20 protein-coding genes are annotated in these 21,960 nt (G+C 61.0%); 14 read left to right on the top strand and 6 right to left on the bottom strand.

Going from position 1 to position 21,960, the window contains the following annotated elements:
* Window positions 1-28 precede the first annotated feature (28 nt).
* On the top strand, window positions 29-2,545 hold the full coding sequence (gene hrpB, locus ACYZT6_RS00310; protein WP_462025269.1) for an ATP-dependent helicase HrpB: 2,517 nt from the start codon (window positions 29-31) through the stop codon (window positions 2,543-2,545).
* 149 nt (window positions 2,546-2,694) lie between these two features.
* Here hrpB and ACYZT6_RS00315 read toward each other — a convergent pair whose 3' ends face one another.
* Window positions 2,695-3,615, bottom strand: a complete 921-nt coding sequence (locus tag ACYZT6_RS00315; RefSeq protein WP_462029887.1) for a LysR substrate-binding domain-containing protein — start codon at window positions 3,613-3,615, stop codon at window positions 2,695-2,697.
* Window positions 3,616-3,841: 226 nt separating this feature from the next.
* Between ACYZT6_RS00315 and ACYZT6_RS00320 the strand changes: the two genes are divergently transcribed.
* The 5 genes from ACYZT6_RS00320 (at window position 3,842) to ACYZT6_RS00340 (ending at window position 9,755) form a co-directional block, all read left to right on the top strand.
* Complete coding sequence (locus ACYZT6_RS00320) at window positions 3,842-5,335, top strand: aldehyde dehydrogenase (RefSeq protein WP_462029888.1); 1,494 nt, start codon at window positions 3,842-3,844, stop codon at window positions 5,333-5,335.
* 30 nt (window positions 5,336-5,365) lie between these two features.
* On the top strand, window positions 5,366-6,736 hold the full coding sequence (locus tag ACYZT6_RS00325; RefSeq protein ID WP_462025270.1) for an aspartate aminotransferase family protein: 1,371 nt from the start codon (window positions 5,366-5,368) through the stop codon (window positions 6,734-6,736).
* A gap of 398 nt (window positions 6,737-7,134) precedes the next feature.
* Window positions 7,135-8,121 (top strand): ABC transporter substrate-binding protein, encoded by a 987-nt coding sequence (locus ACYZT6_RS00330; protein WP_462025271.1) that lies wholly within the window; start codon window positions 7,135-7,137, stop codon window positions 8,119-8,121.
* Window positions 8,122-8,130: 9 nt separating this feature from the next.
* The gene (locus tag ACYZT6_RS00335; protein WP_462025272.1) at window positions 8,131-8,934 is read left to right on the top strand and encodes an ABC transporter permease; all 804 of its coding nucleotides are present in this window, start codon (window positions 8,131-8,133) and stop codon (window positions 8,932-8,934) included.
* On the top strand, window positions 8,922-9,755 hold the full coding sequence (locus ACYZT6_RS00340; protein WP_462025273.1) for an ABC transporter ATP-binding protein: 834 nt from the start codon (window positions 8,922-8,924) through the stop codon (window positions 9,753-9,755). The genes ACYZT6_RS00335 and ACYZT6_RS00340 overlap by 13 nt, the downstream gene beginning before the upstream one ends.
* Before the next feature lie 125 nt (window positions 9,756-9,880).
* Here the strand turns inward: ACYZT6_RS00340 and ACYZT6_RS00345 are convergent, their stop codons facing one another.
* Both ACYZT6_RS00345 and ACYZT6_RS00350 read right to left on the bottom strand, forming a co-directional pair.
* Window positions 9,881-10,960 (bottom strand): endonuclease/exonuclease/phosphatase family protein, encoded by a 1,080-nt coding sequence (locus tag ACYZT6_RS00345; RefSeq protein ID WP_462025274.1) that lies wholly within the window; start codon window positions 10,958-10,960, stop codon window positions 9,881-9,883.
* 242 nt (window positions 10,961-11,202) lie between these two features.
* A complete protein-coding gene (locus tag ACYZT6_RS00350; protein ID WP_462025275.1) occupies window positions 11,203-11,877 on the bottom strand; it encodes a YciC family protein in 675 nt (224 codons plus the stop codon).
* Window positions 11,878-12,055: 178 nt separating this feature from the next.
* Here ACYZT6_RS00350 and ACYZT6_RS00355 point away from each other — a divergent pair, with 178 nt between their 5' ends.
* From ACYZT6_RS00355 to ACYZT6_RS00365, 3 genes are all read left to right on the top strand, one after another.
* Window positions 12,056-12,811: a DUF2076 domain-containing protein gene (locus ACYZT6_RS00355; protein ID WP_462025276.1), complete on the top strand. Its 756-nt coding sequence runs from the start codon at window positions 12,056-12,058 to the stop codon at window positions 12,809-12,811.
* A 141-nt stretch (window positions 12,812-12,952) separates the two neighbouring features.
* Window positions 12,953-13,432 (top strand): LabA-like NYN domain-containing protein, encoded by a 480-nt coding sequence (locus ACYZT6_RS00360; protein WP_010467410.1) that lies wholly within the window; start codon window positions 12,953-12,955, stop codon window positions 13,430-13,432.
* Window positions 13,433-13,454: 22 nt separating this feature from the next.
* Complete coding sequence (locus tag ACYZT6_RS00365) at window positions 13,455-14,066, top strand: 3'-5' exonuclease (protein WP_017340916.1); 612 nt, start codon at window positions 13,455-13,457, stop codon at window positions 14,064-14,066.
* A 125-nt stretch (window positions 14,067-14,191) separates the two neighbouring features.
* On the opposite strand, the gene ACYZT6_RS00370 is transcribed toward ACYZT6_RS00365, so the two are convergent.
* Window positions 14,192-14,644, bottom strand: a complete 453-nt coding sequence (locus ACYZT6_RS00370; protein WP_008149219.1) for an Lrp/AsnC family transcriptional regulator — start codon at window positions 14,642-14,644, stop codon at window positions 14,192-14,194.
* Window positions 14,645-14,807: 163 nt separating this feature from the next.
* Here ACYZT6_RS00370 and yedA point away from each other — a divergent pair, with 163 nt between their 5' ends.
* A complete protein-coding gene (yedA, locus tag ACYZT6_RS00375; RefSeq protein WP_462025277.1) occupies window positions 14,808-15,734 on the top strand; it encodes a drug/metabolite exporter YedA in 927 nt (308 codons plus the stop codon).
* Window positions 15,735-15,786: 52 nt separating this feature from the next.
* Entirely contained in the window at window positions 15,787-17,121 is a 1,335-nt protein-coding gene (locus tag ACYZT6_RS00380; RefSeq protein ID WP_461955828.1) for a DEAD/DEAH box helicase, read from the top strand.
* Between the two features lie 106 nt (window positions 17,122-17,227).
* On the opposite strand, the gene ACYZT6_RS00385 is transcribed toward ACYZT6_RS00380, so the two are convergent.
* A complete protein-coding gene (locus ACYZT6_RS00385; RefSeq protein WP_462025278.1) occupies window positions 17,228-18,469 on the bottom strand; it encodes a TIGR03862 family flavoprotein in 1,242 nt (413 codons plus the stop codon).
* A gap of 282 nt (window positions 18,470-18,751) precedes the next feature.
* Window positions 18,752-19,672 (bottom strand): histone deacetylase family protein, encoded by a 921-nt coding sequence (locus tag ACYZT6_RS00390; protein WP_462025279.1) that lies wholly within the window; start codon window positions 19,670-19,672, stop codon window positions 18,752-18,754.
* 74 nt (window positions 19,673-19,746) lie between these two features.
* Between ACYZT6_RS00390 and ACYZT6_RS00395 the strand changes: the two genes are divergently transcribed.
* From ACYZT6_RS00395 to ACYZT6_RS00405, 3 genes are all read left to right on the top strand, one after another.
* Window positions 19,747-20,316, top strand: coding sequence for a GNAT family N-acetyltransferase (locus ACYZT6_RS00395; RefSeq protein WP_462025280.1), 570 nt, complete (start codon window positions 19,747-19,749; stop codon window positions 20,314-20,316).
* A 103-nt stretch (window positions 20,317-20,419) separates the two neighbouring features.
* On the top strand, window positions 20,420-21,289 hold the full coding sequence (tesB, locus tag ACYZT6_RS00400; protein ID WP_462025281.1) for an acyl-CoA thioesterase II: 870 nt from the start codon (window positions 20,420-20,422) through the stop codon (window positions 21,287-21,289).
* A complete protein-coding gene (locus ACYZT6_RS00405) occupies window positions 21,286-21,879 on the top strand; it encodes an HAD family hydrolase (protein WP_403102508.1) in 594 nt (197 codons plus the stop codon). Before tesB ends, ACYZT6_RS00405 begins: the two co-directional genes overlap by 4 nt.
* Window positions 21,880-21,960 lie beyond the last annotated feature (81 nt).

Raw genomic sequence — 21,960 nt, forward strand, 5'->3', positions numbered from 1 at the left:
ATACTCGCCCCTCTGTTTGGGAGCCAGCATGATTTCTTTGCCGATTGATGAAGTTTTACCCGCCCTGCGTGAAGCCTTGGCGACACGCCACGAAGCCGTGCTCGAAGCACCGCCCGGTGCCGGTAAAACCACCCGTGTTCCGCTGGCCTTGCTCAACGAGCCGTGGCTGGCCGGGCAGACCATTCTGATGCTTGAACCGCGCCGTTTGGCGGCGCGGGCGGCGGCGGAGCGGCTGGCCAGTGAGCTGGGGGAGAAGGTCGGTGAGACTGTCGGCTATCGCATTCGTCTCGACAGCAAAGTCGGCCCCAAGACCCGTATCGAAGTGGTCACCGAAGGCATTCTCACTCGCCGCTTGCAGGATGACCCTGCACTTGAAGGCGTTGGCCTGCTGATCTTCGACGAATTCCACGAGCGCAGCCTCGACGCGGATTTGGCATTGGCCCTGAGCCTGAATGGCCGCGAGCTGTTTCGCGACGATCAACCGCTGAAAATCCTGTTGATGTCGGCCACGCTGGAAGGCGAACGCCTGGCCGGTTTGCTGGATGACGCGCCGATCCTGCGCAGTGAAGGCCGCATGTACCCGGTGGCAATGCGCTGGGGGCGGCCGTTCCAGCCCGGTGAGTTCATTGAGCCACGTCTGGTGCAGACGATTCTTGAAGCGTTGAATGATGAGACTGGCAGCGTGCTGGTGTTCCTGCCGGGGCAGGCGGAAATCCGGCGTGTTCATCAGCAGTTGGCGGATGCACTGGGCGAGAGCACACAGGTTTTGCTTTGCCCGTTGCACGGTGAACTGGACCTGTCTGCCCAACGCGCCGCCATCGATCCGGCCCCGGCGGGCAAACGCAAAGTGGTGCTGGCGACCAACATCGCCGAGACCAGCCTGACCATCAACGGCGTGCGCGTGGTGATCGATGCCGGGCTGGCGCGGGTGCCGCGTTTCGATCCCGGCAGCGGCATGACCCGGCTCGACACCCAGCGAATTTCCAAAGCCAGTGCCACTCAACGCGCGGGTCGGGCCGGGCGTCTGGAGCCTGGCGTGTGTTATCGGTTGTGGTCACAGGATCAGCACGAGCAACTGGCGGCCTATGCCAGCGCGGAAATTCTCTCGGCTGACCTCGCCGGTCTGGCCTTGCAGCTTGGGCGCTGGGGCGTGACACCGACGCAATTGGTGTGGCTCGACGTGCCGCCCGCCGCCGCTTATGCACAGGCTCAGGACTTGCTTGATCGCTTGGGCGCATTGGACGGCGAAGCACTGACCCGTCACGGCCAGGCCATGGCCGAATTGCCGGCGCATCCGCGCATCGCGCATTTGTTGTTGCGCGGGCAGGCGCTCGGTTTGGCCGACATGGCTTGCGATGTCGCGGCATTGCTTGGCGAGCGGGATATTTTGCGTGGCGCCGGAGCGGATCTGCACAGCCGATTGGTGTTGTTGTCCGGCGAAGAACGCGCCGCTCGTGGTGCTCAGGGTGGCGTGCAGCGCGCCCGGCAACTGGCGCGGCAGTATCGCGGTTACCTGCGCGGCAAAGCGTCGGAGCCGGTCAGCGATCCCGATCATCCGCGCTGGCTCGGCGCCTTGTTGGCGTTGGCCTATCCCGACCGCGTCGCCCAGCAACGTCGGGCGGGTGGCGCTGAATATCGCCTGGCCAACGGCCGTGCGGCGTTGTTCGCTGAAGCGGACAGTTTGATGAAGCAACCGTGGTTGGTGATTGCGGATCTGGGCAGCCGTCAGGGCCAGCGTGAGGAACGGATTTACCTGGCGACGGATTTCGATCCGGCGTTGTTCGACTCGGTGCTGGCCGAGCAGGTTCGCGTGGTCGATCAACTGGATTGGGACGAGCGCGAAGGCGTGTTGCGCGCCGAGCGGCAGCGCAAGGTTGGTGAATTGATCCTCAGCCGTGAACCGCTGACCGGACTTGATGAAACCGCTCGCAGTCAGGCACTGGTCAATCTGGTACGCCGCAAGGGGCTGGAGCTGTTGCCGTGGACTCCGGAGCTACGTCAGTGGCAGGCGCGGGTGGCGTTGTTGCGTCAGTTGGACCTTGGCAGCAAGGGCGAAAGTGAGTGGCCGGATGTCAGCGACGCCGCGTTGCTAAAAAGCCTCGAGCACTGGTTGATGCCGTATCTGGGTAAAGTCTCGCGGCTGAGTCATTTTGCCAATCTGGACCTGTCGAGCATCGTTCACAACCTGCTGCCATGGCCGCTGCCGCAGCGGCTGGATGAACTGGCGCCGCATCATCTGAACGTGCCGTCGGGTTCCTCGATTCGTCTGGATTACAGTGAACAGCCGCCGATTCTGGCGGTACGTTTGCAGGAGCTGTTCGGCCTGGCCGAAACGCCGCGTATCGCCGGGGGCCGGCAAGTGGTGAAGTTGCATCTGCTGTCACCGGCGCGGCGGCCGGTCCAGGTGACCCAGGACCTGGCGAACTTCTGGCGCAGCACGTATGCCGAGGTGAAGAAGGATTTGAAAGGGCGGTATCCAAAGCATTACTGGCCGGATGATCCGTTGGTGGCTGAGGCGACTGCGCGGATCAAACCCCGAAAATGATCTTCCTAAAACAACGAAGAACCCTGTGGGAGCTGGCTTGCCTGCGATAGCGGAGTGTCAGGCAACATCAATGTTTTATGTGCCGAAGTCATCGCAGGCAAGCCAGCTCCCACAGTTGATCTGCTGTGGTTTGCAGACCTCACTCGGCATCAAGGTTTTGTCTGGGCCTTGGCGGTGAGTTGCTCCCGACAATAATCAGCAAACAACTGCGCCGGCTTGGTCAGTTGCCCACGCTTGAGCCACGCCGCCACCAACCCGGATCCGGTGACGTCTTCGATGATGTCCACACACACCACTTTCTTCCCATCGTAGGTGCATTCCGAATGCGGCCGCGTGACCAGAATCGAGAAGCCAAACCCTTGTCCAACCATCCCCCGCACCATCTCGATCGACGGTGAGCTGAAGGCAATGTTTGGCGACAGGCCCAGTTCTTCGAACAGGCTGACGAAGTAAGTCCGGCTCGGTTGCACGTCCAGCAGAATCATCGGCTCCAGACACAGATCGCGCAGTGACACCTGCTTGAGCTGGGCGAAGCGATGATCCGCCGGCAGCAACGCATACGGACGCTGCGCCGGCATCAGCGGTTCGGTTTCGATGGTGGCATCGAGATCATGCTCATAGAGGATCGCCAGGTCGAAAGTGCCCGACGTCAGGCCTTGCACCAGCTCTTGCTGCTCGCCGTCGCGGATGCGGATTTTCACCCCCGGGTACAGCGCCGAGAACCCGGCAATCAACTGCGGCAGGTACAGCGGCGCGACCGTTTCGAAGCAGCCGATATCGATTTGCCCGGCCACCACGTCATTGTCGGCCAGGGCGTTCTGTTCGAACTCCTTGGCCATGCGCAGCAGTTCCTGGGCCTTGCGATAAAAGCGCGCGCCGCTCGGCGTCAGGGACACGCCTTGGGCGTGATGACGGATCAGCAGTTGCACGCCGAAGCTGTCTTCCAGGCCTTTGATCGCCGTGGAGATCGCTGGTTGTGCGATGTACAGCTTGCGCGACGCCTCGGCGACGCTGCCGCATTCGACGGTGGTGATGAAGTACTTCAATTGACGCAGGTTGTAGGCAGCCACGGCAAACCTCGGGGTGGATGGACTCGACATCCAGGCAATTTTTGCGCCGACTGCATCCGTTCTGACGACGGTGTTGTTGTGTTTGAACAATAACCACATCCAGCACAACCGGGGAGATTGGCTGCCCAGTTTTTTCATGGTCTGCGAAGACATTTTTACTATTTTTACTGGACTCGGGCCTGGGCCACCATCCAAAACACAAGAAAAGCCCATGGAGCATCTGAACGTGTTCGAGCTTGCATATTGGCAAAACAAAGCAGCCGCGCTGCGGTTTCCCGATCTGGCCGTGATCGACGGCAAACCCCGTTCGGCGCAGTCGGGGCAGACCTTCACAGCGATCAACCCCGCCACTGGCCAGCGTCTGGCTAACGTGACCGCTTGCGGTGATGAAGAAGTAGACGCGGCGGTACGCAATGCACGGCAAGTGTTCGAGGCCGGCACTTGGTCGGCGCGTTCGCCGAGCGAGCGCAAGCAAGTGCTGCTGCGTCTGGCTGATCTGATCATGACCCATCGCGAAGAGCTGGCGCTGCTCGACTCGCTGAACATGGGCAAACCGGTGATGGACGCCTACAACATCGACGTGCCGGGCGCCGCCGGAGTGTTTCGCTGGTACGCCGAAAGCCTCGACAAACTCTACGACCAGATCGCTCCCAGTGCGCAAAACGTGCTGGCGACCATTACCCGCGAAGCGCTGGGCGTGGTCGCGGCCGTGGTGCCGTGGAATTTCCCGTTGGACATGGCCGCGTGGAAACTCGCACCCGCGTTGGCGGCCGGCAATTCGGTGATCCTCAAGCCCGCCGAGCAATCACCTTTCTCCGCGTTGCGTCTGGCCGAGCTGGCGCTGGAAGCCGGGTTGCCGCCAGGCGTGCTGAACGTGCTGCCGGGCCTCGGCGAGCAGACCGGAAAAGCCCTTGGTTTGCACCCGGACGTCGATTGTCTGGTGTTCACCGGCTCAACTGAAGTCGGCAAATATTTCATGCAGTATTCGGCGCAATCGAACCTGAAACAGGTGTGGCTGGAGTGCGGCGGCAAGAGCGCCAATCTGGTGTTCGCCGACTGTCAGGACCTGGACCTGGCCGCCGAGAAAGCGGCGTTCGGCATCTTTTTCAATCAGGGCGAAGTGTGCTCGGCCAACTCACGGTTGCTGGTGCAGCGTTCGATCCATGATGAATTCGTCGAGCGCCTCAAAGAGCAGGCCGAGCGCTGGCAACCGGGGGATCCGCTGGACCCGTCGAGCAGCGCCGGGGCGATTGTCGACAGCCGCCAGACCGCGCGCATCATGAAGTTCATCCAGCAGGCCGAACAACTGGGCGCAACCAAGGTGTGTGGTGGTCGGCAGTCGATTTTCAACGGTTCCGATAATTTCATTCAGCCGACGATTTTTACTGGCGTAAGCCCGGACATGCCGCTGTTTCGCGATGAGGTATTCGGGCCTGTGCTGGCGGTCACAGCGTTCGACGACGAGGCCTACGCCTTGCAACTGGCCAACGACAGCGTCTACGGATTGGCGGCCTCGCTGTGGACCGACGACCTCAATCGCGCCCACCGGGTGGCGCGACAATTGCGAGCGGGCACGGTGTCGGTCAACAGCGTCGATGCACTGGACGTGACCGTGCCTTTCGGCGGTGGCAAGCAGTCCGGTTTCGGCCGCGACCTGTCGCTGCATTCATTCGATAAATACACCCAGTTGAAGACCACTTGGTTTCAGCTGCGCACATAACAGCCGCTCATAACAAAACGGAGAATGGCGATGACCACACCACGTGAAACCCGCGACTACCAGGCCGCCGACGCTGCGCACCACATCCATGCATTCGTCGATCAAAAAGCGCTTAACGATGAAGGACCCCGGGTGATGGTTCGTGGCGAGCGCCTGCACCTGTGGGACAACGATGGTCGGCGTTACCTCGACGGCATGTCCGGGCTGTGGTGCACCAACCTCGGTTACGGGCGCAAGGACCTGGCCGCTGCAGCGACCCGGCAGCTGGAGCAATTGCCGTACTACAACATGTTTTTCCACACCACTCACCCGCAAGTGATCGAGCTCTCGGAGCTGCTGTTCAGCCTGTTGCCGGGCCACTACAGCCACGCGATCTACACCAACTCCGGCTCCGAAGCCAACGAGGTGCTGATCCGCACCGTGCGGCGTTACTGGACGATCCTCGACAAGCCCGAGAAGAAAATCATGATCGGTCGCTGGAACGGTTACCACGGCTCGACCCTGGCGGCGACGGCGCTCGGTGGCATGAAGTTCATGCACGAAATGGGCGGCATGATCCCCGACATCGAACACATCGATGAGCCGTACTTTTTCGCCCACGAGGGCAACCTGACCCCGGCCGAATTCGGTTTGCGGGCGGCGCAGCAACTGGAAGCGAAGATTCTCGAACTGGGCGCGGACAAGGTCGCCGGGTTTATCGCCGAGCCGTTCCAGGGCGCGGGCGGGATGATCTTCCCGCCAGAGAGTTACTGGCCGGAAATTCAGCGGATCTGCCGCAAGTACGATGTGCTGCTGTGCGCCGACGAAGTGATCGGCGGCTTCGGTCGCACCGGCGAATGGTTCGCCCACGAGCACTTCGGATTCGAGCCGGACACACTGTCGATCGCCAAGGGGCTGACCTCCGGTTACATCCCCATGGGTGGGCTGATCCTGTCGAAGAAAATGGCTCAGGTATTGGTGGAGCAGGGCGGCGTATTTGCCCACGGCCTGACGTATTCCGGGCACCCGGTGGCCGCGGCGGTGGCCATCGCCAACCTCACGGCGTTGCGTGATGAAGGTGTGGTGACGCGGGTTAAGGATGACATCGGGCCGTACCTGCAACAGTGCTTGCGCGAGGTGTTCGGCAATCACCCGTTGGTGGGCGATATTCAGGGTGTGGGCATGGTGGCGGCGTTGCAATTGGCGGAGGACAGAACCAGCCGCAAGCGTTTTGCCAATGAGAACGACATCGCCTGGCGTTGCCGCACGATTGGGTTTGAGGAAGGGGTGATTATTCGCTCGACGCTGGGGCGGATGATTATGGCTCCGGCGTTGATTGCCAGTCGGGAGGAGGTTGATGAGTTGGTTGGCAAAACCTTGAAAGCGGTCGATCGTACAGCTCAGGAATACGGCCGGCTCTGACATTGCCAGAAGGTCCTTCGGACCTTAATCGCGGGCAAGCCCGCTCCCACAGGGATTTGTGTCGACCTCAAGATTCAGGCACGACACATAACCTGTGGGAGCGGGCTTGCCCGCGATTGCTTTCGCCCAACCAGCACACCTCTCGGCTTTTGCACCCACCCCGTGCACACCCTGCAACCCCGCCCTTTTACGGCGCACGCTACCCAGTTTTTTCATCGCTCGCCTCGACATATTTCCTAATTTTCCTAATCCCGCCCCTGGTCCAACATCGACTTCGCCAGTCAGCCGAACGCTGCCCACAAAAAGGTCCATCAGAGGCCACCCGTGGCAGCTCTTCTCCAAGGCCGCTGGCCGTACTGCCCATGACAAAACTAAATCAACAGCTTTGGGAGTGCTCCATGATCAAGTCCTTGCTTAACCGCGTCGCTCATCCACTGGCGGTCACCGCCATCGCCGCCACGGTCGCCACCAGCGCCCAGGCCGGCACCCTGTCCATCGGCCACACCACGTGGGTCGGATATGGCACGCTCTACCTGGCCCGGGATCTGGGCTACTTCAAGGAAAACGGTCTGACTGTCGAATTGCCCGTCGTCGAAGAAGCCTCGATGTACATGGCCGCCCAGGCCTCGGGCGAGTTGTCGGGCTCGGCGTCGACCATCGACGAAGTGCTCAAGTACCGGCCGCAATTCTGCTTCAAAGCCGTCGCCGCACTCGATGACAGCCATGGTGGCGATGGCGTGCTGGTGGGCAAGGACGTCAAGAGTCTGCAGGAGCTGAAAGGTAAAGCGGTGGCGGTGAACGAAGGGTCGACGTCGCAGTTCTGGCTCTCTTATCTGCTGAAAAAACACGGCATGACCATGAGCGACATCACCGTGCAGAACATGACGGCTGACGATGCCGCCACCGCGTTCATCGCCGGTCGTGTGCCGGCCGCCGTGACCTGGGAGCCGCACCTGTCGATGGTTCGCAACAAGCAGCAAGGCAAAGTGCTGATCGACAGCAGCAGTACGCCGGGAGTGATTGTCGACGTGGTCGCGCTCAACTGCACGGTTATCGAGAAGCAACCGGAAGACGTCAAGGCGTTGGTCGCCGGTCTCTACAAAGCGGTGCAGTACACCAAGGACCATCCGCAAGAGGCCTACAAAATCATGGCCAAAGGTGTCGGCGGTTACCTCGCCGATCCGAAGGAACTGGCTGCCGCCGCGCAAGGCGTGCGCTTCTACGATCAGGCCATGAGCGAAAAACTCCTCGGCTCGCCGGGCAAACCGGGCGACAGCGAACGGCTGATCAAACTGGCCAACGAAACCGCCAGCGAATTGCAGGGCAAACCCTACAACGTCAGCAATGACGACCTGATCGACAACCGCTTCGTCAGCCCACTGTAGGAGGTCCGCATGTTCAAGCGCAATTCATGGCTGAGCCGCTGCATCACGCCCAAAACCGGACTGCCCGTGCAGGTGATCTGGAGCGCGAGCGGCCTGGCCTGGGTGTTGTTGATCGGCCTGTGGGCCGGGTTGTCTTACGGTGGCGTGGTGCCGGGCATGTTCCTGCCGACACCGGGCGCGGTGGTCGAGGCCGCCGTGCGCCTGAGCCGCGACGGCACCCTCGGTTTGCACGTGTGGGCCAGTCTCGAAGTGGTGATGGTCGGGTTCATCATCTCGTCGTTGGTGGCGGTGCCGCTGGGGTTGCTGATGGGCAGCTTTCGCATCGTCCAGGCGTTCCTTGAGCCGATGGTCAATTTCATCCGCTACCTGCCGGTGACCTCGTTCGTGCCGTTGTTCATTCTGTGGATCGGCATCGGTCTGGAGCAGCGGGTGTCGGTGATCATCTTCGGTGTGTTCTTCCAGCAACTGGTGATGATCGCGGACGTGTCCAAAGGCATCTCCAAGGACCTGATCAACGCGTCCTACACCTTGGGTTCGACACGCCGCGATGCGGTGCTGCATGTCATCGCCCCGGCGTCGTTGCCGGGTGTGCTCGACACCTTGCGCGTGACCATGGGCTGGGCCTGGACCTACCTCGTAGTCGCCGAGCTGGTCGCCGCTTCCAGTGGCCTGGGTTACTTGAGCCTTAAAGCCATGCGCGGCTTTCAAGTGGATGTGATTTTCCTGGCCATCGCGATCATCGGCCTGCTGGGCCTGGCCACCGATCAACTGTTCCGTTTTCTCCGTCTGAGGATCGCCGCATGGGCTCAGTAAGCACCGTCAACCCTCGTTTCGTCACATCTACGGCCGCCCCGGTGCAGGCCGCGCCACGGCTGCAAGTGGACAAGGTCAGCCTGCGCTATCAGAAACCTGACGGCGGCATGTTCACAGCGCTCGAGCAGGTGTCGTTCGACGTGCCGGATCAACAATTCGCCGTGCTGGTCGGGCCGTCGGGCTGCGGCAAGTCGAGTTTGCTGTACCTCACGGCCGGTCTGAATGAGCCCACGGAAGGCGAAATCTACGTCGGCGGCCAGCAAGTGCAAGGGCCGGGCGCGGACCGCGGCATGGTGTTCCAGAGCTATACGCTTTTTCCGTGGCTGACTGTGAGGCAGAACGTCGAGTTCGGCCTCAAGCGGCGCGGCATGGCCGCCGCACAGCGCAAGGAAATCGTCGACTACTACGTCAATGAAGTGGGCCTCACCGGGTTCGCCGACAACTACGCCAAGCAGTTGTCCGGCGGCATGATGCAGCGTGTGGCGATTGCCCGGGCACTGGCGAATGACCCGCAAATCCTGCTGATGGACGAACCCTTCGGCGCGCTCGACAGCCAGACGCGTCTGCAAATGCAGCAGCTGCTGTTGCGGGTCTGGGGCAACAGCAAGAAGACCGTGCTGTTCGTGACCCACGATATCGACGAGGCGATTCTGTTGGGGGATCGGGTCTACGTGATGGGTGCGCGGCCGGGACGGATCAAGCAGATTCTGGACGTGCCGATCGAACGACCCCGGACGCTGGACATGGTCATGGAGCGCTCGTTTATCGAGATGAAGCGCAGGATTTTCGGGCTGTTACATGACGAGCTGGAGGAACATTGAGTACACCGCAATCCCTGTGGGAGCGGGCTTGCCCGCGATTGCATTCTGTCAGTCGATATAAATGCAGCCTGACACACCGCTATCGCGGGCAAGCCCGCTCCCACAGGTTTTGTGCTGATTTGCCGTTAGGGCACCGCAGGCAGCAGGAACCGCGCAATCACCGGCAAATGATCGGAGATCCGCAAGGTATCGTCCTGCCTCACCATGGCCTCGACCCGTTTTATCCGCGGGCTGTAAAAGATGTAATCCACCGTCCGGTCCGGGCCGTTCAAGCCTGGATCATTCGGGTAGTGGGTCAGCCACCGTGCCCGATCGACCCCGCTGGCTTCGTTGTTGGTCGGGATCATCGGGTATTTGTCCCACAGCACATGCAATGCGCTGTCGACGGAGTAGGGCGTGCGTTGTTCGTCGGGCAGGCGTCGATACTGGCCCAGCGGCAACAGGTTGAAGTCGCCACCGATCAACCACGGGGTGCCACGGCTTTCAAGCTTGTCGAGCACTTTGGCCACGGCGGTCACCTGGGCTTGCAGGGTCTCGTCGGGCTGGATGACGCGGTCCAGATGGGTATTGAGCACGGCGATCTGCCCACCGTCACTCAACGGCAGGTACGTCACCAGCAAAGCGTTTTTCGGTTTGAACTGACGGCTGATGAGGTTGGCCGACGCGACCGGCAATTGCAGGCGTTCGGCGTGTTCGATCTGGAAACGGCTGAGGGTGGCCAGTTGCCGGCCAACGCTGCCGAAGATGTGCGGCAGCGGTACGAAATCGGCTTTCCAGTCGAAGGCGTGAGCGTTGCACGGATAAAGGTCGGCGAGCCGTTCCTGGAGCAACTTGAACTGGTTCTGGTAATCGCTGGCCTTGGCGCCGTCATCCAGTTCCTGCAACAGCACAACGTCCGGTTGCTCGTCGCGAATCACCCGCGCCACTTCATCGAGGCTGAAGGCCATGTCTTCGGGGGTGGGGCTTTCGTCGTCGCCTTCGGCCTGGTCATTCCAGAACACGTAGCGTTTGCCTGCGAGGTACTGAACGTTCCAGGTCATCACTTTCAGCGCCTGACCGGGTACCAGCGTGGGTGCCTGAGTGCTGCAACTGACCGGCAATGCTTCCTTGGCTCCGGGGCGCCAGGTCAGGTTGTAGATCAACAAGGCAATCAGGCCTGCGGCGATCAGCAGGCCCAGCAGGGTGTAGCGCAGTAGACGGGTCATGGCTCGGCTTATGGCGTTACAAAAGATGAGCCCGAGCATAAACGGCATGCCCATCAATAAGCCATACCACATGACCCTGTAGCAGCTGGCGAAGCCTCGGGCCGCGTTCGGACGTTCGGCTGCGCAGCAGTCGTAAAACCGGTGCACACGGTTTACCTGATACACCGCGAGCACTGATTTTACGACTGCTTCGCAGCCGGACGCAGGCTTCGCCAGCTGCTACAAAGGGATCGTGTTGTTCTTTAAAGAGGTCGATCAATCTTTTCCGGCGCATCGGCAATCAGCATGAACAACCGGAACAACACCACGCTGGTGAACAGTTGCAAAAAGCTGTGCGCGCTGTCGATCAGCAGCGAAATCACCGGGTTTTGCGGCTCCGGGTAAATCGCCAGAGTTGCGCCCTTGAGCACCCACAATGGGCCCATCACACACAGGATGCACACCAGGATGCGCAGGAAATGGCCGCGGGTCAGGCGCAGGCTTTCCTTCATCGCCGCCAACGGGGCCAGGCCGCGCAGCACCAGCAGGTACTCGCCAAACGCCAGGGTCACCATCAGCCAGATGCCCGGCAGGAAATACAGCGACAGGCCGATCAGGATCAGCAAGGTGTTGAGGGCGGTGAGCAGGGCGAAGCGCGGCCACAGGTAGGCCGACCTCGACAGCAGCTCGCGATTGCTCGGCGATTCGCCACGGCTGCGGGCATCGAGAAACAGAATCAGCGCGGCGGTGTACAGCGGATACACCAGCAAGCCGACCATCACGCTGATACCGGGAAAACTGTCCGGCTCGGTGGAGCGATCGACCACTTGTTGCAGCAGCGCTTCGAAAATCACCAGCGGCAGGCACAGCCGCACGATCTGGCCCAGATTGCGTTTGAAGAAATACAGAGAGTCACGCAGTACATCTAACGAATTCATCAGTCGGTATCGCAGGTTGAAAGCAGTGGCCCACTTTAACCGATGAAGCCCTTTGGGGCGCAAACGTAAACGTTCGGTAAAGACCATTGAAACATCCTGCATCAACCTCCATTAGGGAGGTGTACCTCATCCGCAGTGGACGAGGACGACGATATTCCCGGCAATCTACGAGGTCGCCATGAACAGCGAAGAACAAACCCTGATCGATGGACTGTTTTCCCGGCTGCAACAGGCCGAATCGGACTCAGCCCCGCGCGACGCCCAGGCTGAGGCGCGGATCAAGGAACACCTGACTCGCCAACCCGCGGCAGGCTATTTCATGACCCAGGCGATTCTAGTCCAGGAAGCCGCCATCAAAAGCCTCGACGAACAGAACAAGACACTCGCTCAGCAAGTGCAGCAATTGCAGGCCGAGTTGCAATCGGCCAAGACTCAGGCGCCGGCACCCGCCAGCGGTGGTTTCCTGTCGAGCATCTTCGGTGGCGGTTCCCGTGATCCGCAGCCTGCACCGACACAAAACGCACCGCCCTCCAATGGCGGATGGCGTGAGTCGGGGCGGCCGTCGTTCAACTCGCAGCCGCCACAGCAAAACTTTGGTGCAGCGCCGCCTCAGCAGAATTACGCGCCGCAACAACAACCTGTTGGCAACGGCTTCCTCGGTGGTGCGCTGAAAACCGCGGCTGGCGTGGCCGGTGGCGTGATGCTGGCGCAGGGCATCAGCAGCCTGTTCCAGCACAATCAGCAGCCGGAAGTGGTGGAAGTCATCAAGGAAGAGCCTGCTCAGGTCAACGATCAGGGCGACAGCGGCAACGGCTGGGGGGATGACCAGCGTGTGGCGGACAACAACGCCAACGATCAGGGCGGCTTTACCGACGCCGACTACAGCGATGACAGTTCATCGTTCTTTGGCGGCGACGACGACTCCTTCGTCTGATTCTCCTGTGGTGAGGGAGCAAGCTCCCTCGCCACAGGGCCGATTATTCGCGGAACAATCCTTCAGGCTGGCATACTGGGCCACTTTTCGGGCCTAGTGCCTGACCCAGCTTACGCGCGTCAGCGCCAAAGAGGATGCACGGTGAAAAAAATCGCAGTGTTCGCCGATGTCCAGAACCTCTATTACACCGTGCGTCAGGCCTACGGTTGCCACTTCAACTACGCCGCGCTGTGGGCTGACATCAGCAAACAGGGCGAGATCGTCGAGGCCTATGCCTACGCGATCGATCGCGGCGACAGCAAGCAGCAGCAATTCCAGCAGATCCTGCGCAACCTTGGCTTCATCGTGAAGCTAAAACCCTATATCCAGCGCAGCGACGGCTCGGCCAAGGGCGACTGGGACGTGGGCATCACCCTCGATATCATGGACGCCGCCGATCATGTCGACGAAGTGGTGCTGGCCTCCGGCGACGGTGACTTCGACATGCTGCTGGAGCGCATCATCACCAAACACGGCGTGCAAGCCGTGGCCTACGGCGTGCCGGGCCTGACGGCCAACTCGCTGATCCGCGCGGCCAGCCGCTACGTGCCGATCGAAGGCGCGTTGCTGCTCAAGAATTGATTTTTACGGAGTTGAAACAGGTTTGGAACGCATAGCAGTCATCGACTTTGAAACCACCGGGATCTCCCCGAGCAGCAGCTGCCGGGCCACGGAAATTGCCGTGGTGATCCTAGAACAGGGGCGCATCGTCGAGCGTTACCAGAGCCTGATGAACGCCGGCGTGCGCGTTCCGGCCTTCATCGAACAACTCACCGGCATCAGCAACGCCATGCTGCGCACCGCGCCGTCGGCCGAGCAGGTGATGAACGAGGTCAACGAATTCGTCGGCATCACGCCGTTACTGGCGCACAACGCCGCGTTCGACCAGAAGTTCTGGGACTTTGAACTCGGCCGCATCAAACGCACCCGCTTGCAGAACTTCGCCTGCTCGCTGCTACTCGCCCGCCGCCTGATGCCCGCCGCACCGAACCACAAACTCGGCACCCTCACCACCTTCGCCAGCCTGCCCAACACCGGCAAGGCTCACCGGGCCATGGCCGATGCCGAAATGGCGGCCAACCTGACGGCGCATTTGGCGCAAGAGCTGCGGCAGAAACACGGGCTGCGCGAGTTGTCCCATGATCTGCTGGTCAGCTTGCAGAAAGTACCGGCGGCGAAGATCAATGAGCATCTCAAGCGCCATCGCGGGTTCTAGGATTTGTGGTGTTCTGGCGGGCCTCTTCGCGGGCAAGCCTCGCTCCTACAGTTTTTGCAGTGTTCATTCGGCCGGCGTAAACCCTGCAGGTGCGAGGCTTGCTCGCGAAGGCGTCATCCGCATCGCTACTTACCATTCCCTTCCAACTGCCCCAACGGCACGCGCTTCTCGATGGCGCTCGACAGCACGATCGAGGTCTTGCTGAACCCGAACTTGGCAATCCGATTGATCAACTCCTCCAACTCCGGCATCGAACCCACCGCCGCTTGCATGATCACGCACGGATCACCCGTCACCCGGTGGCACTCCGTCAGTTGTGGGATTTTGATCAGGTCGTCGTAGGCCTTCTGGTTGCCGTGCTGGTTCAGGCGCAGTTCGATCACGCACTGGATTGGCAACCCGAGTTTGGCCATGTCTACTTTCGCCTGGTAACCAGTGATTACCCCGCAAGCCTCGAGTTTGGCCACGCGCTCGGCCACGGCCGGGGCGGACAGGTTCACCTTGCGCGCCAGGTCGGCGTAGGACGCACGACCGTTTTCCAGCAGGGCGCTGAGGAGCATGCGGTCGTATTTATCCATGGTCGTATTCCTGAAAAATGACTGACTTTCGAAAGCACGGTTTATAGCGCCGATCTCCGTGTTTTGAAAAGTGTACCGGCGCTATAAACAGGTTTTGTAACTTATTTTACGCCGCTGGCCTTTCTAGAATAGCTGTTCACATTGTCCTGTCATCGAGCTGCCCATGCCTGGCTTACGTCGTTTTCCCTTACCGTTGATCGCCGCCTTTTTTGCGTTGTATGTGATTTGGGGTTCGACCTACTTGGTGATCCGCATCGGCGTGGAGTACTGGCCGCCGTTGCTGCTCGCCGGTATCCGTTTCGTGATCGCCGGGACGTTGATGTACGCCTTCCTGCGCTGGCGCGGAGCACCGGCCCCGACCTGGGCGCAGTGGAAGGCCGCCGGGATCATCGGGATCTTGCTGCTGACGTGCGGTAACGGTGCGGTCAGTGTGGCTGAACACACGGGCGTCGCTTCGGGTGTGGCTGCGTTGGCGGTGGCGACAGTGCCGCTGTTTACCTTGCTCTGCGGATATTTCTGGGGTGCGCGTAATACCCGTCTCGAATGGGCCGGGATTATGCTCGGGCTGATCGGCATTGCCATGCTCAACCTCGGTTCCAACCTGCAATCGAGTCCGCTGGGCGCCGCATTGCTGATATTCGCGGCAGCTTCCTGGGCCTTCGGTTCAGTCTGGAGCAAACACTTGCCGTTGCCCCAGGGGGCGATGGCCAGTGCCGTGGAAATGCTGGTGGGCGGCGTGGCGTTGTTGATCGGCAGCGCCGTGAGTGGTGAGCATCTGCAAAGCATGCCGCCGATTGAAGGCTGGGCAGCCTTGGCCTACCTGACTGTCTTCGGTTCGATCATCGCCTTCAACGCCTACATGTACCTGTTGAAAAACGTGCGTCCAGCGGCGGCGACCAGTTATGCCTACGTCAACCCGGCGGTGGCGGTGTTGTTGGGGATCGTGTTCGTCGGCGAAACCATCGGCATCGAAGAAGCGCTGGCGATGCTGGTGATCATCAGCGCCGTGGTGCTGATCGGTTTGCCGCAGTGGCGACGTGCGCCGGTTCGACCGGCTGCCGTGGTGCAGACAGAATCGAGCGTGAATTAGGGTAAACTGCGCGCCATTGCACACCCGCGCTGAATTTTCCTACGGTAATCCCATGACTTTCGCCACCCTTGGCCTGATCGAACCCTTGCTGCGCTCTCTTGAGACGCTCGGCTACCAGACCCCGACGCCGGTTCAGGCGCAAGCCATTCCGGCGGTGCTGGCCGGTCGCGACCTGATGGCCGCCGCCCAGACCGGAACCGGCAAGACCGCCGGTTTCGCGCTGCCGCTGTTGCAGTTGCTGGCCATGGAAGGGCCGAAAGTTGCCTCCAACTCGGTGCGCGCACTGATCCTGGTACCGACTCGCGAACTGGCCGAACAGGTTCACGAAGCCGTGCGTCAGTACGCCGAGAACCTGCCGCTGAGCACTTATGCGGTGTACGGCGGCGTCAGCATCAACCCGCAAATGATGAAGCTGCGCAAAGGTGTCGACGTGCTGGTGGCGACTCCGGGTCGTTTGCTCGACCTGTATCGCCAGAAGGCCCTCAAGTTCAATCAGCTGCAAACCCTGATTCTTGACGAAGCTGATCGCATGCTCGACCTCGGTTTTTCCGAGGAGCTGGGGAACATTTACCGCGTGCTGCCAAAGCAGCGTCAGACGCTGTTGTTCTCCGCGACTTTCTCCGACGCGATCCGTTTGCTGGCCGGGCAAATGCTCAACGATCCACTGAGCATCGAGGTCAGCCCGCGCAACGTCGCCGCCAGCACCGTCAAGCAATGGGTTGTGGTGGTGGACAAGAAGCGCAAGCCGGAGCTGTTCATCCATTTGCTGCGCAAGGGCAAGTGGAAGCAGGTGCTGGTGTTCGCCAAGACCCGCAATGGCGTGGACGCGCTGGTGGAAAAACTCCAGGGCCTGGGCGTCAACGCCGACGGCATCCACGGCGACAAACCGCAGGCGACTCGCCAGCGGGCCCTGGACCGATTCAAGGCCAGTGAAGTGCAGATTCTTGTCGCCACCGATGTTGCGGCCCGTGGTCTGGATATTGAAGATTTGCCATTGGTGGTCAACTTCGACCTGCCGATCGTGGCAGAGGACTACATCCACCGGATCGGTCGTACCGGCCGTGCGGGTGCAACCGGGCAGGCCATTTCGCTGGTGTGCGCCGATGAAGTGAATTTGCTGTCGGCCATCGAGACGTTGACCCGACAGACGTTGCCTCGGCAGATGGAACATGACTTCGAGCCTGAGCATCGGGTGCCGGATACCGATGCCAGCGGTCAGGTGGTGAAGAAGCCGAAAAAACCGAAGAAGCCGAAGACGTCCGGTGGCGGTAAACGCAACCTGGGCAAGTGGGTTGAGAGCGGGGATGCTTCGGCGCCGGAGCCTTCGATCAAGCCTGTGCGCAAGGTGCCAGTGTTTAACACTGGGCCGCGTAAACGTAAGCCTTAAAAAGCTTCGGCGTCTGTCAGGACGCCTTCGCGGGCAAGCCTCGCTCCTACAAGAGCACCACCAATCCGTAGGAGCGAGGCTGCCCGCGAAGGGCGCGCTTCGGTCTTCAGTCCTTCTGTTTCAACCACTCCACCATCCCCAGCCCCGCCGCACGCCCACTGGCGAAACACGCGGTCAGCAGATAGCCGCCAGTCGGCGCTTCCCAATCGAGCATTTCTCCCGCGCAGAACACGCCAGGCATTTGCTTGAGCATCAGTCGTTCATCCATCGACTCGAACATCACGCCGCCGGCGCTGCTGATGGCCTCGTCCAGCGGACGGGCTTTCACCAACGTCAGGGGCAACGCCTTGATCGCCTTGGCCAGCAACACCGGATCAGCGAAGCATTCGGCCGGCGTGAGTTCGCGCAGCAACGCGGCTTTCACGCCATCAATCCCGAGCTGGCTGTGCAGGTGTTTGGACATGGAGCGCGACCCACGCGGTTTGCTCAACGCAGCCTGAATTTTATCCACAGGTCGGCCCGGCAGCAGGTCGAGGTGAATGGTCGCCGAGCCGTGCTGGTTGATGGCTTCGCGGATCGGCGCCGAGAGGGCGTAGATCAGACTGCCTTCAATCCCGGTCGCGGTGATCACACATTCGCCCAAGCGCGGCACGTCGTCATTGAGGCCGATGGCGATATTTTTCAGCGGCGCACCGGCGAATTTGCTGACCATCAATTCGCTCCAGGCCTGCACCTCGAAGCCGCAATTACTCGGTTGCAGCGGCATCAGTCCTACGCCGCGCTGTTCCAGTGGCAGCCTCCACGCGCCGTCCGAACCGAGGCGTGACCAACTGCCGCCGCCGAGGGCCAGCAAGGTGGCGTCGGGCGTGACGATCTTTTCGCCCTCGGGGCTGTCGATGCGCAATCCACCGTTGTCATCCCAACCGAGCCAACGGTGGCGGGTGTGGATAACCACGCTGGCCTCTCGCAGGCGTTTGAGCCAGGCCCGCAACAGAGGCGCGGCTTTCATGTCGGTCGGAAACACCCGGCCGGAGCTGCCGACAAAGGTTTCGATGCCCAGGTCATGAATCCATTGGCACAACGCATCAGCGCCGAATGAGCGAAGAAGCGGTGCAATCTGCGGGGCGCGTTCGCCGTAGCGTGAGAGAAACGCCGGGTAGGCTTCGGAATGGGTGATGTTCATGCCGCCGACACCGGCCAACAGGAATTTTCGCCCCACTGATGGCATACCGTCGTACAGGTCGACATTTAGCCCGGCCTGGCTCAACACTTCGGCCGCCATCAGACCGGCGGGGCCGCCGCCGATGATGGCGACGTGAGAAGGGGAGGATATCGAGGGCTGAGTCATGGAATGCGCTGCGGTATGGCGGAATAAGCCGGGCATTCTATCAGCACAGATCCCTGTAGGAGCGAGCCTGCTCGCGATGGCGTCAGGTCAGTCGACATCGATGTTGGATGTGAAGGCCTCATCGCGAGCAGGCTCACTCCTACATTTGATTTTCGTGGTTTCAAAACAGGTGGTTAAAAAACAACCGCCGAGTTGTAGGCCATACGCCGTATGGGCAGCAGGGCCTTTCACTCAGGTTATCCACAGGCAGTTCCACAGGCATTGTGGGTAAAGACTCACACCTCAATGACAACCTGATGACTGCCAGACCCGCTGCGCGCTGTGATGCAGGATGCCGTGGCGGCGCGCCAAGGCCTTACGGTCTTTGCTGTAGCCGCCGCCAATCAACCCGACCACCGGGATATCCCGCCCCAGGCAATGACGCATCACGCTTTCATCGCGAGCGGCAACGCCTTCGTCTGTCAGTTTCAGGTAACCGAGTGCGTCGTCCTTATGCACATCGACGCCGGCGTCATACAACACCAGGTCCGGTTGGTAGAGCGGCAGCAAATAATTCAGCGCGTCGTCCACCACCTTCAGGTAATCGGCATCGCCCATGCCTTTGGGCAACGGGATGTCCCAGTCACTTTCGGCCTTGCGTGCAGGAAAATTCTTCTCGCAGTGCAGGGAAACGGTTATCGCGTCCGGGGTGTTGTGCAGAATCCGTGCAGTCCCGTCGCCCTGGTGCACGTCGCAATCGAAGATCAGCACCCGATTCACACGGCCGCTTTCCAGCAGGAAATGGCTGATCACTGCCAGGTCATTGAAGATGCAGAACCCCGCCGGATAGTCGTAATGCGCGTGATGGGTGCCACCGGCCAAATGACAGGCCAGTCCGTGTTCCAGCGCCTGTTCCGCCGCCAGTAACGACCCGCCGACCGCCCGCACCGTGCGCTGGGCCAGCGCTTCGCTCCACGGCAGGCCGAGACGCCGCTGGTCTTCGCGGGACAACTCGCCACTCATGTAGCGTTCGATATAGGCAGCGTCATGCGCGAGGGCAAGAATCTCCAGGGGGCAGAGTTCCGGGCGCAGCAGGTCAGCGTCCCGGGTCAGGCCGCTGTCCACCAGGTGATCGCGCAGCAGGCGAAACTTGTCCATGGGGAAGCGGTGATCCGCCGGGAACTCGGGGCTGTAGTCTTCGTGGTAGATCAGCGGCAGCGGCATAACGAATTCAGGCAGGAATGAGTGAAGGATCCTACCAGCGTTGTAGACTTGCGGCATGGAAAGGGGAGGACACGATGGAGCCGATACTGGAACTCGAGAGCGCGCGACTGCTGCTACGGCAGTGGCGCGATGAGGATTTGCCGGAGTTTGCGGCGATGTGCGCCGATCCACAGGTCATGCGCTATTTTCCGGCACCCTTGAGTCGTCTCGAAAGTGCTTCGCTGATCGGACGGGTCCGCGGGCATTTTGCCGAGCATGGCTTTGGCCTCTGGGCGCTGGAGCGTAAGGACACCGGGGCATTCATCGGTTTTACCGGACTCGGCGTGGTCGGTTTCGATGCACCGTTTACCCCGGCCACAGAAATCGGCTGGCGCCTGGCGCGCGAGCATTGGGGGCTGGGTTATGCCAGTGAAGCGGCGTGGACCGCTCTGCGCTGCGGGTTTGACCGGATGCCGCTGAAAGAAGTCGTGTCCTTCACCACCGAAACCAACATGCCGTCGCAGAAAGTCATGCAGGCAATCGGCATGCACCATGATTCAGCCGATGATTTTGAACATCCCAAGCTCGCGGTCGATCATCCCCTGCGTCACCATGTGTTGTATCGCATCACCCGTGAACAATGGCTGCAAACCTTGCATGGATAAGCAGGCACGGACGTTTACAATGGCACCCATGGGCCCTGGCCATAAACTGAATCGACCGTCGCAGCCAAGACTGCGCGGCATGCTTTGTGTGAGGAGAGTCTGAATGAGCCAAGTGTTGGATGATCTGGTTGACCTGCTGACCCTGGAACCGATCGAAGAAAACCTGTTCCGTGGCCGCAGTCAGGACTTGGGTTTTCGTCAGTTGTTCGGCGGTCAGGTGATCGGTCAGTCCTTGTCGGCGGCCAGTCAGACGGTCGAAGAAGCGCGCCATGTGCATTCGATGCACGGCTATTTCCTGCGTCCGGGCGATTCCGCGTTGCCCGTGGTGTATCAGGTTGACCGGGTGCGTGATGGCGGCAGTTTCAGCACCCGTCGAGTGACGGCGATCCAGAAGGGCAACCCGATCTTCACCTGCAGCGCCTCGTTCCAGTACGACGAAGAAGGCTTCGAGCACCAGGCCGAGATGCCGATCGTGGTCGGCCCGGAAAACCTGCCCTCGGAACTCGAGCTCACGCAACAGCGTGCGCACCTGATTCCCGAGCACATGCGCGAAAAATTTCTGTGCCCCAAACCGATCGAGTTCCGACCGATCACCGAGAAAGATCCCTACAACCCGCAACCGTCCGATCCGGTCAAGTACGTCTGGTTTCGTGCCGACGGTGCCTTGGCCGATTCTCCGGCGTTGCACAAATACCTGCTGGCCTACGCCTCGGACTTTGGTCTGCTGACTACCTCGATGCAGCCCCATGGCAAATCGGTCTGGCAGAAAGACATGCAGGTCGCGAGCCTCGATCACGCGCTGTGGTTCCATGCGGATCTGCGCGCCGATGACTGGTTGCTGTACGCGATGGACAGCCCGTGGGCCGGCAATTCTCGCGGGTTCACCCGCGGCAGCGTGTTCAATCGTGCCGGGCAACTGGTGGCTTCGGTGACTCAGGAAGGCTTGATTCGCCACCGCAAGGATTGGGCATGAGCCTGGCCGAGGTGCGGCACTGGGTGTTCGACATGGACGGCACCCTGACGGTGGCCGTGCATGACTTCGCGGCGATCCGCGTGGCGTTGGCGATCCCGGCCGAAGACGACATCCTGACCCACCTCGCCGCGCTGCCGGCCGATGAAGCGGCCGCCAAACATGCGTGGCTGCTGGAGCACGAACGGGACCTGGCGCTGGGTTCGAAAGCGGCACCGGGCGCGGTGGAGCTGGTGCGTGAGTTGGCCGGGCGCGGTTATCGCCTGGGCATTCTCACGCGCAATGCCCGGGAGCTGGCGCACGTCACACTGGAGGCGATCGGCCTGGCTGACTGCTTTGCCGTGGAGGATGTGCTGGGGCGTGATGAAGCGCCGCCTAAACCGCATCCCGGTGGTTTGCTGAAGTTGGCCGAGGCCTGGAACGTGCCGGCGAGCGAGATGGTGATGGTCGGGGATTACCGCTTTGATCTGGATTGCGGTCGAGCGGCGGGGGCGCGGACGGTGTTGGTGAATTTGCCGGATAACCCGTGGCCGGAGCTGACGGATTGGCATGCGGCGGATTGTGGGGTGTTGCGGGAAATGCTTTCGGCTTGAGGGCCCCTTCGCGGGCAAGCCTCGCTCCTACAAGGGCAACGCGCCCAACTGTAGGAGCGAGGCTTGCCCGCGAAGGCGTCA

Source organism: Pseudomonas sp. RT6P73, from assembly GCF_054897715.1.